Source organism: Corynebacterium sp. HMSC08F01 (assembly GCF_001807545.1).
GTDB classification, from domain to species: Bacteria; Actinomycetota; Actinomycetes; order Mycobacteriales; family Mycobacteriaceae; genus Corynebacterium; species Corynebacterium coyleae.
This window is the reverse complement of record NZ_KV789323.1, coordinates 72,114-88,471: the sequence shown is the minus strand read 5'-3', so window position 1 is coordinate 88,471 and position 16,358 is coordinate 72,114. Positions and strand designations below refer to the sequence as shown.

15 protein-coding genes are annotated in these 16,358 nt (G+C 60.5%); 12 read left to right on the top strand and 3 right to left on the bottom strand.

Translation table 11 applies throughout. The annotated features are described in order from the left end of the window. The first annotated feature begins 161 nt into the window (after positions 1–161). From HMPREF3171_RS09800 to HMPREF3171_RS09785, 4 genes are read left to right on the top strand one after another with little or no spacing between them, the layout of a single operon-like run. Positions 162–1,601 carry an ABC transporter transmembrane domain-containing protein gene (locus HMPREF3171_RS09800; RefSeq protein WP_371326011.1) on the top strand — a complete coding sequence of 480 codons (1,440 nt, stop codon included), beginning with the start codon at positions 162–164 and terminating at the stop codon, positions 1,599–1,601. Beyond that, entirely contained in the window at positions 1,602–3,407 is a 1,806-nt protein-coding gene (locus tag HMPREF3171_RS09795) for an ABC transporter ATP-binding protein (RefSeq protein ID WP_070484801.1), read from the top strand. 21 nt (positions 3,408–3,428) lie between these two features. Beyond that, positions 3,429–3,962, top strand: coding sequence for a YbhB/YbcL family Raf kinase inhibitor-like protein (locus HMPREF3171_RS09790; RefSeq protein ID WP_070423160.1), 534 nt, complete (start codon positions 3,429–3,431; stop codon positions 3,960–3,962). 10 nt (positions 3,963–3,972) lie between these two features. Continuing rightward, positions 3,973–4,329: a hypothetical protein gene (locus HMPREF3171_RS09785; protein ID WP_070423161.1), complete on the top strand. Its 357-nt coding sequence runs from the start codon at positions 3,973–3,975 to the stop codon at positions 4,327–4,329. On the opposite strand, the gene HMPREF3171_RS09780 is transcribed toward HMPREF3171_RS09785, so the two are convergent. Together HMPREF3171_RS09780 and HMPREF3171_RS09775 are read right to left on the bottom strand one after the other, a co-directional pair. After that, positions 4,326–5,405, bottom strand: a complete 1,080-nt coding sequence (locus tag HMPREF3171_RS09780; protein WP_070484800.1) for a quinone-dependent dihydroorotate dehydrogenase — start codon at positions 5,403–5,405, stop codon at positions 4,326–4,328. The two genes, HMPREF3171_RS09785 and HMPREF3171_RS09780, sit on opposite strands and share 4 nt — an antisense overlap. Before the next feature lie 9 nt (positions 5,406–5,414). Then, positions 5,415–6,452: a YncE family protein gene (locus HMPREF3171_RS09775; protein ID WP_244268727.1), complete on the bottom strand. Its 1,038-nt coding sequence runs from the start codon at positions 6,450–6,452 to the stop codon at positions 5,415–5,417. Between the two features lie 72 nt (positions 6,453–6,524). Between HMPREF3171_RS09775 and HMPREF3171_RS09770 the strand changes: the two genes are divergently transcribed. The 7 genes from HMPREF3171_RS09770 to HMPREF3171_RS09740 all read left to right on the top strand — a co-directional run bounded on the left by HMPREF3171_RS09770 (position 6,525) and on the right by HMPREF3171_RS09740 (position 14,283). After that, the gene (locus HMPREF3171_RS09770) at positions 6,525–7,352 is read left to right on the top strand and encodes an undecaprenyl-diphosphate phosphatase (RefSeq protein WP_070484864.1); all 828 of its coding nucleotides are present in this window, start codon (positions 6,525–6,527) and stop codon (positions 7,350–7,352) included. 10 nt (positions 7,353–7,362) lie between these two features. After that, the gene (gene mshC, locus HMPREF3171_RS09765; protein WP_070484799.1) at positions 7,363–8,577 is read left to right on the top strand and encodes a cysteine--1-D-myo-inosityl 2-amino-2-deoxy-alpha-D-glucopyranoside ligase; all 1,215 of its coding nucleotides are present in this window, start codon (positions 7,363–7,365) and stop codon (positions 8,575–8,577) included. 24 nt (positions 8,578–8,601) lie between these two features. Then, positions 8,602–8,997 (top strand): hypothetical protein, encoded by a 396-nt coding sequence (locus tag HMPREF3171_RS09760; RefSeq protein WP_070423164.1) that lies wholly within the window; start codon positions 8,602–8,604, stop codon positions 8,995–8,997. Then, entirely contained in the window at positions 8,990–9,664 is a 675-nt protein-coding gene (locus tag HMPREF3171_RS09755; RefSeq protein ID WP_256388307.1) for an HAD family hydrolase, read from the top strand. Before HMPREF3171_RS09760 ends, HMPREF3171_RS09755 begins: the two co-directional genes overlap by 8 nt. A gap of 55 nt (positions 9,665–9,719) precedes the next feature. Beyond that, a complete protein-coding gene (aspA, locus tag HMPREF3171_RS09750) occupies positions 9,720–11,153 on the top strand; it encodes an aspartate ammonia-lyase (protein WP_070451482.1) in 1,434 nt (477 codons plus the stop codon). Positions 11,154–11,299: 146 nt separating this feature from the next. Continuing rightward, positions 11,300–12,610 carry an anaerobic C4-dicarboxylate transporter gene (locus HMPREF3171_RS09745; RefSeq protein WP_070484797.1) on the top strand — a complete coding sequence of 437 codons (1,311 nt, stop codon included), beginning with the start codon at positions 11,300–11,302 and terminating at the stop codon, positions 12,608–12,610. A gap of 5 nt (positions 12,611–12,615) precedes the next feature. Continuing rightward, positions 12,616–14,283 (top strand): formate--tetrahydrofolate ligase, encoded by a 1,668-nt coding sequence (locus HMPREF3171_RS09740; protein WP_070484796.1) that lies wholly within the window; start codon positions 12,616–12,618, stop codon positions 14,281–14,283. Here HMPREF3171_RS09740 and HMPREF3171_RS09735 read toward each other — a convergent pair. After that, positions 14,280–15,119, bottom strand: coding sequence for a RecB family exonuclease (locus HMPREF3171_RS09735; RefSeq protein WP_070451605.1), 840 nt, complete (start codon positions 15,117–15,119; stop codon positions 14,280–14,282). The two genes, HMPREF3171_RS09740 and HMPREF3171_RS09735, sit on opposite strands and share 4 nt — an antisense overlap. A 26-nt stretch (positions 15,120–15,145) precedes the next feature. Here HMPREF3171_RS09735 and HMPREF3171_RS09730 point away from each other — a divergent pair, with 26 nt between their 5' ends. Continuing rightward, complete coding sequence (locus tag HMPREF3171_RS09730; RefSeq protein ID WP_070484795.1) at positions 15,146–16,357, top strand: M18 family aminopeptidase; 1,212 nt, start codon at positions 15,146–15,148, stop codon at positions 16,355–16,357. Position 16,358: the final 1 nt, after the last annotated feature.

Sequence of the window (16,358 nt, the reverse complement as noted above, 5' to 3'; positions counted from 1 at the left end):
CGCCAGCATAACGCGCAGATTCTGCTAAATTTTGCGGGGTGATAGCTCCACCGCGCAGAATGCTGACGTACCGCTGGTTCGTCCCACAAGTTCCGCCTGCTCATGACCCCGCCCGGCTCCACCCGGCGCGATGGGAGGAAGGTAACCGGGTCGTTCGGGACATGGTTTCCGCGTATCCGGGTGTGCTCGCGCTGCATATTCTGAGCTACCTTTTTGGCTCCGGTATCGCAGCGTTCGTGCCGGTGGTGGTCGGCATGATCGTGGACGGTCTCCTTGGCGAAGAAACGTTTAACGCGTGGTGGCTGTTTGCGGTACTGGTGGGCATTTTTGTTTTGTCGTTCATCGGTGAGGCAACCGGCGACGGCCTTGCGGCAGCGTCGGTGGGCCGGGTTACCCACAACGCCCGGTTACACTTATCCTCCGGAGTGCTGCGCGATGGTGCAGGCGCGATGAGCCCGGGTACGGTGCTCAACACGATCGATGCAGACGCAAGCACGGTCGGACGGTACCGCGAACTGCTGTCGTTTCCGCTTATGGCGATCGGTTATGCCGCGGGTGCAGTGGTGGCGATGTGGTCTGTGTCCCCGTGGGTGGCACTTGCCATTCCGGTTAGCGCGATGATCATTGGGCTTTTTGCGGCGTGGACCGCAGGACCAGTGACACGGATCTCGTTGAAGCGTCGCGCTGCGGAAGCGGATGTCGCGGGCTTGGCCACGGATGTCTCTCAAGGCATTCGTGCTGTGAAGGGCCTTGGCGCGGGTGCATCTGTTGCACAACGTTTTGCAGTTGAGACGGCCAACGCCAGGACATTGATCTTGAAGCACCTGAAGGTTGAAGTCGGGCTGGGCTTTGTTCGTCTTGTGGTGGCTTGGCTGTGCAATCTGGCGATCGTGGCACTTGCTGCCTGGTTGACGCTTCGCGGAGAGATCACGCCTGGGCAGATGACATCGGTTGCGCTGCTAGTGCCGCCTGCGCTGAATATGGCGGGATTTGCCTTCGGTGACCTAGCTAGTGGGTGGGGCAGGGCGGTTGCCAGTGGCAAGCGCATCGTGGAGTTGCACCATGCAGCCGAAAAGGTGTCTGAGCCGCAGCCAACCTCCAACGCGATCCCCGGTCCAGGGCTGTGGATCCTCGCTCCGGATGAGCGATCGTTTGCGGTCGTTGAGGCATGGGCGGAGCGTGAGGGGGTGCTGTTCCCACCGCACACCGTCAACGTATTTGAGGGCACGATCGCGGATAACGTGAATCCGCGCGGTGATTTGCCGGCAGTCGTCGTCAAGCAGGCGCTCGCTGCGGCGCATTGTCAGGACATTCTGCGTCGCCTCGGAGGTGTCCGAGAGAACGGTGAATTGCCTGATGCGCCGCTGGGGGAGGCGGGGCTGAATTTGTCGGGCGGGCAGCGGCAACGTGTGGCACTTGCACGCGCACTCGCAGCGGATCCGAACGTGCTCATTTTGGACGATCCAACAACAGGGCTGGACTCTGTCACCCAAGCTGACGTCGTTGCGGCGGTTAAGACGCTACGCGCGGACAAAACAACCATAGTGATCACTGGAAATGCCGCGTGGCGCTCTGCAGGTAACGCATTGGAGGTGCAGTAAATGAAGCGTGAATACGAGCGCGTCGATGCCGTTGCCCCCGCTGGGGTGAAGGAGACCTTCGCGTACCTTGCGGAACTGCCGAACGCACTGGATCGTCGGTGGTGGGTAATGCTGTTGAGTATCCAGGCTGTGATCGTTGCTGTGAACACGACACAGTCGAACCTGTTTGGGCGCAGCGTTGACCCGTTGATCGGTGGCTCGATACCCGGGCTCGGCTCTGGCAGCAGTGCTTTTATTTGGGCCATCGCATTGGCAATGTTGTGCATGCTGATCGAGCTGTCCCTCCGTGGTCTGGGCAACTATGTGGTGGGCCAGAAGGTCGCCCGTGCGTCCATCGATCTGCGCCGTCGTTGCCTCGACGCTATCTTGCGCGCGCCTGTGCCGCGGGTGATGGAGTTGGGCACCGGCAACGTGATTACGCGCATGACGAAGGACATCGATGATGTGGTGCAAACGATCACCGCGATCGGATCCAGGGTCCTCACCACAGCCTTCGTGTTTCCGATTACCTTTCTCGGGCTTTTGCTTATCGACGTCCGCTTTGCCCTCATCCTCGTCATAGTCGGTATCTGCACGTACCCGTTCGCGCGAGCCGTTGTGCGTGCAATCCCTGCTGCGTCGAACGCAGTGAGTGTGGCGGAGGCTCGTAGAAACGCAGTGCTGCTTGATACGGTGCGTGGCCTGCCGACGCTTCGCGCGTTCGGACTAGAACGTTGGGCGCTTGGGCGCATGCGTCGCACCTCCTGGGGTGCGGTGGAGGCGACGATGGATCGTGTGCCCTGGTTCATTCGTCTCATGGGCATCGGACAGTTCGCCTTCGCAGCATGGGTGCTGCTCACTCTTGGTGTGGGTGCCTGGTTGGTGTCTACAGGCGCTGTGACACCTGGGGAGGCCAGCGCTGCTGTGTTCATGGTGATCCGTGCTGAGGTCGTCGTGTTTAATGCGCTGTTTTTCATCGGAGAGCTCCAAAGCGCCGCCACGTCTGTTGGGCGCGCGGTGAGTTTGGCCAAACTGGCGGACGGCCGAGCGGCCACCGTGGTACCTGATGACCTCGATGTGCCTGAAGACGTTGAGATCAACCACGTGTCCTTTGCCTACCCCGGCGGAGCTAACGTTCTTGAGGACCTCTCGGTGACGCTCGCAGCGGGCACGATGACGGCGCTCGTCGGCACGTCTGGCGCGGGCAAATCCACGCTGGCAGCGCTTATCGCAGGCTTAGTGGAGCCGACTTCGGGGAGCATCCGAGTTGGTGGGGTAGATACCTCCCAAGTCAGCGACGTCTGGACTGCGAAGAACGTCACCCTGCTCACCCAGGACGTGCATATCTTCGCGGGCACGCTGCGCGAAGACCTGTCTATGGCTGCTCCGGGAAGTGACGACACTGTTTTGCTCAAGGCGCTCGCCAGTGTCGGGTTGGATCCGAACAGCACGCAGTTTGCCCGACTCTTCCCCAATGGGCTCGACACCGCTGTGGGAGCAGGCGCAGATGACCTCCCACCCGAGGTGAAGCAACAGGTCGCGCTCGCGCGTGTGGCGTTGGCAGGTCCGAAGATCCTCATCCTGGACGAAGCGACAGCAGAGGCGGGCAGTGATGCCACAAACACGCTCGAAGATGCTGCTGCAAGGATTACTGAAGGCACGACGGCGTTGGTTGTCGCGCATCGCCTCGATCAAGCTGCAACCGCTGATCGCATCCTGGTGATGGAAGCAGGACGCATTATCGAAGACGGCACCCATGCCGAGCTGCTTGCTGCCGGTGGGAGATATGCACAACTCTTTGAGGCGTGGAGTGGCGAGGGTCACTGATTTACAGGTAGGAATGGGTCTATGACTGCTTCCTATGTTTCAGACCGTTTCCCCGGCCCCGACCCGTATGCGCCCCTGGCGGACGTGCCTTCGTTCACGGTGACCTCGGATGACATTGTTGACGGCGAGCGTCTCAACGACACACTTGCCGGCGATAACGCCACCAGCCCGCAGCTTGCGTGGGAAGGTGCGCCTGAGGGGACGAAGACTTACGCAGTGACGTGCTTCGACCCGGACGCACCAACCGCGTCAGGTTTTTGGCACTGGTCCGCGTTCAACATCCCGGCAGATATCACCGAGCTGCCTGCTGGCGCAGGCGCCAAGGAGGACCTGGGCGTCGGCGCGGTTGTGCTCACCGGTGATTCCGGAGTTAAAGGGTTCTACGGCGCAAACCCGCCGGCAGGCCACGGGCCGCACCGCTACCTGTTCGTAGTCCACGCGGTGGACACGGAATTGCCGGCAGATCAGATCGCGAACCCAACGCAGCTCGGGTTCAACCTGAACTTCCACTCGTTGGGCCGGGCAATCATCTGGGGTTGGTACGAGAACCAGTAGTATTCGGCGAATGGTACCTGTGCAGCTTCGCGTCGGCGGTGCCTTTTTAGGTCTTGCCGCCGCACTCGTCCTCTATGCAGTCGTCGGATTTACCCGTGGTGATGAGGGGTTTGTGATCACCCCTCAGGTGCTCACGGTGCTTGTGGCTGTCGCTCTCGTCGGTGCGTTTGCGACCACGAACAAAGAGCAGCAAGGCTCGCGCACGCAGGTTATCGCCCTTTTCATCGCGATCGTCTTGATCGGCCTTGGGGTAATTTTGCCGAACACCGCATTATTCACGACGACGCCGGTGTGGCTTGTCGCTTGGGCTATCGCCGCGGGCTTCTGCGCCGTGATTCTACGGCGCAGCGTGCAACCGAAGGCCTAGAGCGCTTTCCACTCAAGCCCACTGCCCACGGCCTGCTCAATAGAGTTCAGACCGTGGGCCTTAATCTGTGCAGCAATGCCCCGGTGGATATCCCGGATCCAACCCGGGCCGCCGTAGATGAATGGCGTGTAGCCCTGCAACAGATTGGCACCTGAAGTGATGCGTTCCCACGCCTGTTGGGGTGTGGAGATACCGCCAACACTGATGATCGCCAATTGGCCGCCGATGCGGTCGTAGAGGCGCTTGAGCACCTCGAGTGAGCGTGCCGCAACGGGTGCACCAGAGATGCCACCCGCACCCATGGCTGCAACCTCGTCTGCATTGGTGTGCAGCCCGTCGCGGGAGATCGTGGTGTTGGTCGCCACGATGCCGTCGAGTCCAAGTTCGACAGCGAGGTCTGCAACAGCGTCGATGTCCTCGTCCGAAAGATCTGGCGCGATCTTGACCAGCACCGGGGTGGTGGTCGACTCTTTCACCACGGAAAGGATGGGGCGAAGCTCCTCCACCGCCTGCAGGTCGCGAAGACCCGGCGTGTTCGGGGAGGACACGTTGACCACGAGATAGTCGGCCAGCGGGCCAAGGGCGGTAGCGGTTGCGCGGTAGTCGGCGACAGCGTCTTCGGCGGTCTTGTTCTTGCCGATGTTAATCCCGACGATGTCGTCGGACTTCCTGCTGCGCAGGTTATCTGCGACAACGAGTGCACCCTTGTTGTTGAACCCCATACGGTTCAAAATTGCCTTGTCCGCGGGAAGGCGGAACAGGCGTGGGGCGGGATTACCCGGCTGCGGCTTCGGGGTCACCGTGCCCATCTCTGCGTAGCCGAAGCCAACGGCGCCCCAGGCGTCGATAGCTTCAGCGTTTTTATCAAACCCAGCCGCAAGTCCCAGCGGGGCAGGGAAGTCAACGCCGAACACTGTCTGGCGCAGCACGGGGTCGTGGACGCGTACAACCTTCTCGAGTGCGCGGTTGAGGGGACTCGCGGCATCCAGTACACGCAGGCCACCGCTGATGATGCCGTGGATGCGCTCCGGCGGGATGCGGAACATCAGTTGCAGGGCGCGGTCGTAAAGACTCATGTTGGTCTCCTAGTTAATCTGCTCGTCGGGTGCGACGATTTGGATGCCATCGCCGGTGGCGGATGCGAGGACGACGGTGCCGTCGTCAAGCGAAATGATGCTCTGAGCGTTCGCGACAGTGGCGAAACTCTTCTTTTCGATCGGCACACCCTGGGAGATGTCGTATCCGGTTGCGGTGTTTTCAGCCAAGGAACTTACCCATGCAAGGCGTTGCGACGAATCCCACGCGACGTCCCACGGGCCTTCCGGCACAGGTGCGCTCTGCTGGAGACGAATGATGTCGTCGGTGGTGTAGACGTGGATCTGGTTGCCGGTGGAGTCGGCAGCGAGCACAAGCCCGTGCTCGCCTGCGGCAACCTTGCCCACGCCGAGGCCAACACGCAGCGTGCCGCCCTGGCGGGAGCCCTGCCAGTCGATGTCCTGGATGGTGGTGTCGAAGCTGCTGATGCGAACTACCGCGTCATCTTGGCCGTCGAGGGCGACCGCCTGCAGCTGGTCGGTCTCGCGGGCAACATCGATCGTGTCCGACAGTTCCCCGTCCTTAAACACCCACACTTTGCGCTCTGTATCGCTTGCAGCGAGCACTTCACCGCTGGAAACAACAGTCGCCGAAGTCACCGGAAGGTCGGTGCTAATAGTTTGCGCGGCTTGGCCGAAGACGTTGACAGCCCCATCACACGCCACTGCGAACGACCCATCGCTGGCAGATACATCCCCGCACGACGCGTCGAGTGGATGCTCTTCAGCCTTGCCGTTGGCAATGTCGTCGATCGACCCAATCAGCAGGGCATTTTCTGTGCGCACCCCGACAACACCGTTTGTCGTGTCTAGGTCGCGCACAGCCTCAAACTGCACTACACGCCCAGCCGGGTTCTCGCTCGCAGGGGACTGGGCAGGTTCGGCGCTGCCCATGTTGGCTGCGGCGTCGCCACCCGCCTCCTCGATTTTTGCGTTCGGGGTGGCGCTGCATGCTGCCAGCGCGAGCGGTAACACCGCGCTAAGGCAGAGTGCGGCAGTAAAACGGGAAGCAGTACGTCGAACAATCACGCACGTAAGCCTAGCAATCAGCCTGCTGCGTTCAGTGATCAAGCGCGGTGCGGAGTAGGGTGTGCAGCCATGATGTCGTGGCTACAGGTGATCGTCCTCTCCATCGTGCAGGGCTTGACGGAGTTTCTCCCGGTGTCCTCGTCGGGTCACCTCCGTATCGTCTCAGAGTTGTTTTGGGGGGAGGACGCTGGCGCAAGTTTTACCGCTGTGATCCAGCTCGGTACCGAGCTTGCCGTGCTTGTGTACTTTGCCAAGGACATTTGGCGGATTCTCACCGCTTGGTTCACTGGACTGTTCGACAAGGCCAAGCGAGGGTTTGATTACCGCATGGGCTGGATGGTCATCGCCGGCACGATCCCAGTCGGGTTGGCAGGTGTGTTGCTGAAAGACCTGATTCGCGAAAACTTCCGCAACTTGTGGATCACCGCGACCGTGCTCATTTTGTTCTCTCTGGTGTTCATTCTTGCGGAACGCCGCGGCAAGAAGTCTCGTGGGTTTGAGGAGCTGACCATGAAGGACGCCGTTCTCATGGGCCTGTGGCAGTGCCTAGCGCTGATTCCTGGTGTGTCGCGCTCCGGCGGAACGATCTCGGGTGGTTTGTTCCTCAACCTCGACCGCGAGGTTGCTACCCGGTTTAGCTTCCTTCTGGCTATCCCCGCGGTACTCGCGTCTGGTCTGTTCTCCTTGCCCGATGCGTTTGACCCGCAAGCGGGACAGGCTGCCTCCGGAATGCAGCTGCTTGTCGGCTCCGGAATTGGCTTTATCGTCGGTTACATCTCCATTGCGTGGTTGCTGAAGTTCGTTTCTAACCACTCGTTTGCCTGGTTCGCTGCCTACCGCATCCCACTCGGTGTCATTGTGATGATTCTGCTTGGCACTGGTGTCATGCAGCCTGTGTAGGGTTGGGCGCATGCAAGCTTGGCCGAACCCAATTGTTCCTAACGTTGCCGGCACTTCGGTGCCGCTGAAGCTCTACGACACCGCTGATCAGCAGGTGAAACCTGTGGATACCACGCCGGATGCGAAGGGCGAAGTGGGGTTGTATGTCTGCGGTATCACTCCATACGACTCGACCCACCTGGGACACGCTGCCACCTATCTCACATTCGACCTTGTGCAGCGTCAGCTGATCGCTAACGGTCACAAGGTGCACTATGTACAGAACATCACCGATGTTGATGACCCTCTGTTCGAGCGAGCCGAGCGTGACGGTGTGGATTGGCGCGAACTCGGCTCGAGCCAGATCGATCTGTTCCGCAGCGACATGGAGATTCTCTCCGTCATCCCGCCGCGCGATTACATCGGCGCGATGGAGTCTGTCGATGAGGTCATCGAGATGGTGCAGAAGCTTCTCGACGAAGGCGTGGCCTACATACTCGACAAGGGCGATGTGTATGCCTCGATCGATGCAACCGAGCAGTTTGGCTACGAGTCGAATCTTGACCGTGCAACGATGGAGGAGTACTTCGCTGAGCGCGGTGGTGACCCGGAGCGTGAAGGCAAGCGCGACAAGCTTGATGCGCTGATCTGGCGTGGTCACCGTGAGGGCGAGCCAGCCTGGGACTCGCCGTTCGGCCCAGGTCGTCCGGGATGGCACGTGGAGTGCTCCGCGATTGCGACGAACCGCTTAGGGGCAAGTTTCGCGATCCAAGGTGGCGGTTCGGACCTGGCGTTTCCGCACCACGAGTTCTCGGCCGCGCACGCAGAGGCCGCGCTGCACGTGGACCGGATGGCCGGCCACTATGTGCACGCGGGCATGATCGCACTTGATGGTGTGAAGATGTCGAAGTCACTAGGTAACCTCGTCTTTGTTCACAAGCTCACCGAGCAAGGCCACGAGGCTTCCGCGATCCGGCTGGCGGTGTTTTCCCAGCACTACCGGGAAGACCGTGATTTCTCCGACGCGATTCTTCACACCGCTGAGGAGCGACTCGACCGGTGGCGTGAGGCCCTGGCGAACGAGGTGTCTGAAGACGAGGCGCTCGGTGTCGTCGATAAATTGCGCGCTGCGCTGGCAGACGACCTTGACACGCCCACAGCTCTTCGTGTGGTCGATGAAGCACGGGGCGACTACGACGGTGTGATTGCAACAGCACTTGATGGACTGCTTGGTGTGCATCTCTAGGCCTCATCCAGCACAATGGTGGTCATGAGCGCAGCAGCACACACGATTCGTGCCCAGTTCCAGCCTGAGGTCGACGAGTTTATCGATGACCTGACGATGTTCGCCTCAGGCTCCTACCTTTCTGAGGAAGACAAGGAGTTGTGGGACGAGCCATTCGACCCGTCCGTGTTGCCCGAGTTGCGGAAAATGCTCGAGCATTACCTCGACGAGGTCGACGCACTCGGTTCCCAGCCAGAGGACCAGCAACTGGTGGGGCTAGTTGGACCGTTCTACGAGCGCTTGGAGGCATTCAATGTCCGTCATGCGGACGCGGTGCTTGAGCCAGAAGAAAAAGCAGATATTGAGACGCTCGTGATTCGGGTGTGCACCGCGGCGGGCGCGACCGATGAGGCGCTAGAAGCGCTGCCGGAATTTGAGTAGGCAGCGTCCGGCGGCTGTCTTCTGGGATATGGACGGCACGCTGATAGACACAGAGCCGCTCTGGGGACAGGCGACCTACGAGTTAGGGGAGTTGCTTGGTCGGCCGCTGACCCCAGAGGTTCGCGAGCGCACCATTGGCGGGAGTTTCCCGAACACGCTTCGCATTGTGGCGCAGTGGGCGGAGCACACACTGACTGACGGCGACGAACAGCGATATAAGGATTGGATGTTCGGTCGGATGGCTGAGCTGTTTTCTGCAGGTATCGAATGCAACCCAGGGATTCTTGAAGTGCTGCAGTCGCTGAAGGAAGACCACATGCCCATGTTCGTGACGACGAATACTGAACGCGTCCTGGCAGATCCGTGTATTGATGCGATTGGGCGTGCGTTCTTCACCGGCACCATTACTGGCGACGAAGTAATCCACCCGAAACCTGCCCCCGACATGTACCTCGAAGCAGCCCAGCGCGTCGGCGCCGCTCCGCAAGACTGTCTCGTGGTCGAGGACTCGTTCAGTGGCATGTCAGCTGCGGCTGCAGCGGGATGTGCAGTGTTGGGGCTCGCGGATCATGTACCTGCCGGTGTGTATCGGTTTGATCCCCACCTGTTTGTGGGGGCCAGTGCCGACGACGTTTACCGCTGGTTTGCTGCAGCCTGCGGGGCGTAGGTGTCACGCGCACAATCGTCGAGAGGCTTCGCTTTGCTACGTATAGTGGTGTGCCATGAGCACTCGTATTGAAGAAGACCTGCTTGGCAAGGCTGAAGTCCCCGCTGATGTGTACTACGGAGTGCATACGCAGCGAGCAGTAGACAACTTCAAGTTGTCGGCCAGCACCCTGAACGATTTGCCGGAGTTCATCCGTGGCATGGCCCAAGTCAAGAAAGCTACCGCTATTGCGAACCGTCGCCTGCATGTGTTGCCGCGCGAGAAAGCCGAAGCAATTGCGTGGGCCTGCGACCAGATTCTGGATGAGGGACGCTGCATGGATCAGTTCCCGATCGACCTGTTCCAGGGTGGCGCGGGTACCTCGGCAAACATGAACACGAACGAGGTGGTGGCTAACCTCGCACTGGAATACGTTGGTGCTGAGAAGGGCTCCTACGACATCATCAATCCGAACGATGATGTGAATATGTCCCAGTCCACCAACGATGCGTACCCGACTGGTCTGCGTCTCGGTGTGTACTACGCGGTGCAGGGCTTGCTTGAGGAGCTCGACGAGCTGCAGAAGGCACTGCGCGCGAAAGGCGACGAGTTTTCCGACATCATCAAAATGGGTCGTACTCAGTTGCAGGACGCGGTTCCGATGACGCTGGGTCAGGAATTCACTGCGTTTGGCGCAAACCTCAATGAAGAGCAGCGCACCATCAGCAACGCTGCAACCTCGTTGCTGGAAGTCAACCTTGGCGCAACCGCAATCGGTACGGGAATTAACACTCCGAACGGCTACAAAGATCAGGTTGTCACGGCACTTCGCGAGGTCACCGGCCTGGACATCCAGGCCTCTCCGGATCTGATCGAAGCCACTTCGGATACCGGCGACTACGTCATGATGCACGGCGCTATCAAGCGTGCGGCAATGAAGCTCTCCAAGATGTGTAACGACCTGCGCCTGCTGTCGTCCGGTCCTCGCGCTGGTCTGAACGAGATCAACCTTCCGGAGCGCCAGGCTGGTTCCTCGATCATGCCGGCCAAGGTCAACCCGGTTATCCCGGAGGTTGTTAACCAGGTGTGTTTCAAGGTCTTCGGCAACGACGTGACGGTCTCCATGGCTGCTGAGGCAGGTCAGCTCCAGCTCAACGTCATGGAGCCGGTCATTGCTCAGTCCTTGTTTGAGTCGATCCGTCTGCTGGCCAATGCGGCACGTACGCTGCGCGAGAAGTGCGTTGTGGGCATCACTGCGAACAAGGACGTGTGCGAGGCTTACGTGACTAACTCGATCGGCATCGTCACCTATCTCAACCCGGTGATTGGTCACCACAACGGTGACATCATTGGCCGTGAGGCTGCTTCCACCGGTAAGAGTGTCTATGACCTAGTGCTGGAGAAGGGCCTTATTGAGGAAGAGGATTTGAAGCGGTTGCTGAGCAAGGAAAACCTCATGCACCCGGAATTCCGCGGCAAGCTCTACGTTGATGAGGACGACGCTAATTAGGTTTTAAAACCGCATTTCCTTCCGTGTCAGCGGTGAACCGGGGCAGGGTGGTAGCCAATCTCACACCTGCCCCGTTTCCTTTTGGTGTGATCAATACGGGATAATGGCGGAAGTTCTTACTAACCCGTAATGAAGGAGCGCACACCATGTTGGTTGCCCTGCACACCCTCATTCTTTTCGGGGCAATCGTGTTGGGTGCACGCATTGGCTCGATCGCGATCGGCTTCGCCGGAGGATTGGGGGTGTTGCTGCTCGGTGCGACAGGCATGCCGGTCACCGCAGATGCAATCCCGTTTGATGTCATCGGCATCATCATGTGCGTTATCGCAGCAATTTCTGCAATGCAGCTCGCCGGTGGCATGCAATACCTCGTGGATCTTGCGGAGCGACTCTTACGCAGAAACCCGAAGCGCATCACTGTGTACGCCCCGATGGTGACGTGGTTGATGACAGTCTTCGCGGGAACGGGGCATACGGCGTTTTCCACGATGCCGGTCATCACAGAGGTAGCTAAGGAAGGAAACGTTCGGCCTTCACGCCCCTTGTCAGCGGCCGTGATCGCTTCACAGATGGCGATCGTCGCTTCACCAATCTCTGCAGCAGTCGTGTTCATGGCGTCAGCGCTGGAACCGCTTGGGGTGGGGTATCTCCAGATTCTTGCGGTGATGCTTCCTGCGACGTTCCTCGCAATTTTCCCGACGGCGTGGGTTGCCAATCATATGGGCAGTGAGCTTGACGACGACCCCGTGTACCTCAAACGCAAGGCCGCTGGGCTCGTCGCAACGCATCAAGCTCATGACGATTACGTTGCCGCACCAGGAGCGAAGCGCTCGGTCGCTATCTTTCTGGCAGCGATCGTCATTGTGATAGTCTACGCAACGCTGATTTCGGATCAGATCGGTCTGATTGCGGAGCCAACAGTGCCGCGTAACGAGGCAATCATGGCCATCATGCTCAGCGCCGCGGTCGCCATCATTATGAGCACCCGCACTGCTGCCGCGGAGATTCTGAACACCCAAGTTTTTCGATCCGGCATGTCCGCATGTGTCTGCGTGCTCGGCGTGGCGTGGCTGGGTACGACGTATATCAACTACTACATCGACGACATCCAAAACATCGCCGGTAACGTGCTGACGTCAAAACCCTGGCTGCTCGCGGTCGTGCTCTTTGTCGCCGCGTCACTGTTGTATTCACAAGCCGCTACGGCGAAAGCGCTCATCCCCGCCGCATTGGCGATAGGGGTCAGCCCACTCACCGCACTTGCAGCATTCCCGGCGGTCTCCGCACTATTCGTCCTGCCCACATACCCAACGCTGCTCGCGGCAGTAGAGATGGATGACACGGGCTCGACACGCATTGGCAAGTACGTGTTTGACCACCCATTCCTCATCCCCGGAGTGGTCTGCATTTTAGTCAGCGTAATCCTGGGATACCTCATCGGTGCAGCGGTAGTGTGAGATGCATGACTGCACAACCGTTGACTGACGTCGAAATCGCTCAAGCACACGAACTCGAACCCATCACTGACATTGCCGCCCGGGCCGGCGTGGATGAGGATGCGCTCATCCCGTACGGCAAGTACATGGCCAAGGTGGACATCAACAAGACTCCGAAGGGCAAGCCGGGCAAGCTCGTTCTGGTAACCGGTGTGTCCCCAACCCCGGCTGGCGAGGGCAAGTCCACCATGCTGATCGGTCTGACCGATGCATTGGCAAAGCTTGGCCACAAGGCGATGGTGGCGCTTCGCGAGCCTTCGCTCGGCCCGGTCATGGGCGTCAAGGGTGGTGCAGCAGGTGGCGGCTACTCCCAGGTCGTTCCGATGGAGCAGATCAACCTGCACTTCACCGGCGACTTCCACGCCATCACCAGCGCCAACAACACCCTGGCTGCGCTGATCGACAACCACATCCATCAGGGCAACGAGCTCAACATCGACCCGCGTCGCGTGACCTGGCAGCGTTGCGTGGACGTGAACGACCGCGTGCTGCGCAACGTCATCACTGGCCTCGGTGGCCCGACCTCGGGTGTTCCGGCAGAAACCGGCTTCACCATCACGGCTGCGTCCGAGATCATGGCGATCCTTGGTCTGGCCACGGACCTGGAAGACCTGAAGCGTCGCCTCGCTGCGATCACCATCGGTCTGACGTACGACGGCAAGCCGGTCACCGCCGGTGAGATCGGCGCACAGGGCGCGATGGCCGCGTTGCTTAAGGACGCGGTGAACCCGAACCTGGTGCAGACGCTCGGCGGTACCCCTGCGTTTATCCACGGCGGTCCGTTTGCCAACATCGCACACGGCTGCAACACGCTCATCGCAACCCGCACGGCACTCGACTATGCCGACATCGTGCTCACCGAGGCCGGCTTCGGTTCTGACCTCGGTGCGGAGAAGTTCTTCGACATCAAGGCACGCTACGGTGATCTGGATGTCGCAGGTGCGGTGATCGTCGCTACGATCCGCTCGATCAAGCACCACGCTGGCATTGCGAAGGAAGACCTTAAGGCTGAAAACGTCGATGCGCTGGCAGAGGGCATCGTGAACCTGGAGCGCCACGTGGAAAACGTGCGCAAGTTCGGCGTCACCCCGGTGGTTGCGCTCAACCGCTTTGTCACCGATACCGACGCCGAGCTCGATTTCGTGCGTAACTGGGCAGAGTCCAAGGGCATTGCGCTTGCCGACGCCAACGTGTGGGCCGAAGGCGGCGCCGGCGCCACCGAGCTCGCTGAAACCCTGCTGGCGAACCTCACCGAGGGCGAATCGCACCCGCTGTACGACCCGGCTGAGGGCGTGGAGAAGTCCATCGAAACCATCGCCAAGGAGATCTACCGCGCAGGCGAGGTGCAGTACTCCGCTGCAGCTCTGAAGGACCTGAAGACGCTCAAGGACAACGGCTTTGACAACCTGCCGGTCTGCGTGTCCAAGACGCAGTACTCCTTCTCCGACGACCCGACGGAGCTCGGTGCGCCAGAGGGCCACACCCTGCACGTACGCAATCTCATCCCGCGCACTGGCGCAGGTTTCGTCCTCGCACTGACCGGTGACGTGATGACTATGCCGGGCCTGCCGAAGAAGCCGGCAGCCAACAACATTGACGTCGACGAGAACGGTGTGGTCAGCGGACTGTTCTAGTCCGTTTCCGGCCCCGGCTCCTCCTCTGCGCGGGAGCCAGGCCAACCGGGATACTCGGGTGGTGTGCCGCCAAACACTGGACACAGTGATTGGAAGGCGCACCACCCGCAAAGCTTTGACTGCTGTGGACGGAACGAGCCGGCTTTGCCGTCGGCTTCGATCTTCCACCACAACTCCGCCAGGTCGCGCTCGAAGTACTCCAGCTCCTCGCGTGAAGGGGTGAGGATCATTGAGTCCATCACCTTCAGGTACATCAGTTTCAGCTGCGTCGGCACAACGCCGAAGAGCCGCCAGTACACCAGCGCATAAAACCGCATCTGGAACTGCGCATCCTGGGAGTAGCGGGGCAGTGGCTTCTTGCCGGTCTTGTAGTCGACAACACGCACCTCGCCGGTCTGCGCGATGTCCACCCGGTCGATGAACCCGCGCACGGGAACCCCGTTAGGCAACGTGAAATCAACCGGCATTTCTTGCGCGTGCGCGTCGAACCCGAGCGGGTTTTCCATGGTGAAGTAGCCACGTAGGAGCGTGCGTGCATCCACGAGCAGCTGGTAGTCGTCTTCGACGGGTTCGGCGCAGGTGGGGTCGTCGATACGCATCTGCTCCCACGTCGGCTTGAGCCGCTTCACGGCGGCGGGGTAGGTGCGCTCCTCCCTGGGCCAAGAAAACATCTCCTCCAGGACGGCGTGCACCAGGGTGCCTTTCACCTGCGCTTCCGTGGATGGTTCCGGCAAGCGGTCGATCGCGCGGAACCGATACTGCAGCGGGCAGCGCTTGTAATCGGATGCGCGGGAGGGGGACAGGGCGAGTGGTCGTGGCGTATTGCTGGGAGTCATGGTGCCCAACATCTTAGAGTGGGGGTATGACACAGCCGTTCATCGATTTCATCAGCCAGAGTCCGTCCGCCTATCACGCAGCGGAAAACGTCGCCAAAAGCCTCGAGGCAGCAGGGTTTACTCGTCGAGCATTGCTTGACGACGACGCCACCCGCCCCGGTGGCCACCTCATCATCAACGATGGCGCCGTGATTGCGTGGTGGGTCCCGGAAAACCCCAACCCGCGGTTCCGTGTGGTCGGCTCGCACACGGACTCGCCTGGCTTGATGGCCAAGCCCGATCCGGATGTCGTGCGCGAAGAGTTCCACCAGGTTGCCGTCGAGGTCTACGGCGGGCCGATCCTGGCGAGCTGGTTCGATCGCGACCTCACCTTCGCCGGTCGAGTGGTGACCACCGACCGTAAGGAACACCTCGTGAACACGGGTGCGGTTGCGCGCGTTCCCAACCTGGCTATCCACCTCTACCGGGGTGACATGCCGGAGATCGACCGCCAGGTCCACACCCAGCCGATCCTGGGGGTGGACCGTCCGCTGCTCGAGCTAGCGGCGGAGTCGGCGGGCATTGCTGCAGACGACATCGTGGCGCACGAACTTATCACCGCGGACGCACAGCGGGGCGAGGTTATCGGTGATCTTCTGGCCGCTGGCCGCCTGGATAACCTGACCAGTGTGTGGGCATCGCTCGAGGCAATGCTTGCCGCCAAGGACGATGCCCAGGACATCCTGGTGCTTGCGGCGTTTAACCACGAGGAGGTGGGCTCTGCATCCACCGCCGGAGCCGGTGGCCCGATGCTGGAGCGCGTCCTGACCAAGATGGCGGCGGCGTTCGGTGATCCGTCTGAAATTATCGCGAACTCCATCCAGGTTTCCGCCGACGCGGCGCACGCGGTGCACCCGAACTACCCGGGCAAGCACGATCCGACGCACCATCCGCTGATCAACAAGGGTCCGGTGCTGAAGATCAACGCCAACCAGCGCTACGCATCCAATGCAGCGACGGAAGCCGAGTGGATCCTGGCGTGCCGCGCTGCCGGCGTGCCGCACCAAACCTTTGTGGGCAATAACGCTGTGCCGTGCGGGTCGACGATTGGCCCGATCTCCTCGACGCGTCTGGGCCTTCCGACGGTCGATGTGGGTGTGCCGCTTTTGTCCATGCATTCCGCGCGCGAGCTGTGCGGAGTGGACGACATGGATTACTTCGTGCGCGCACTGTCGGCTTTTTACACCGGCGCACAGTAGG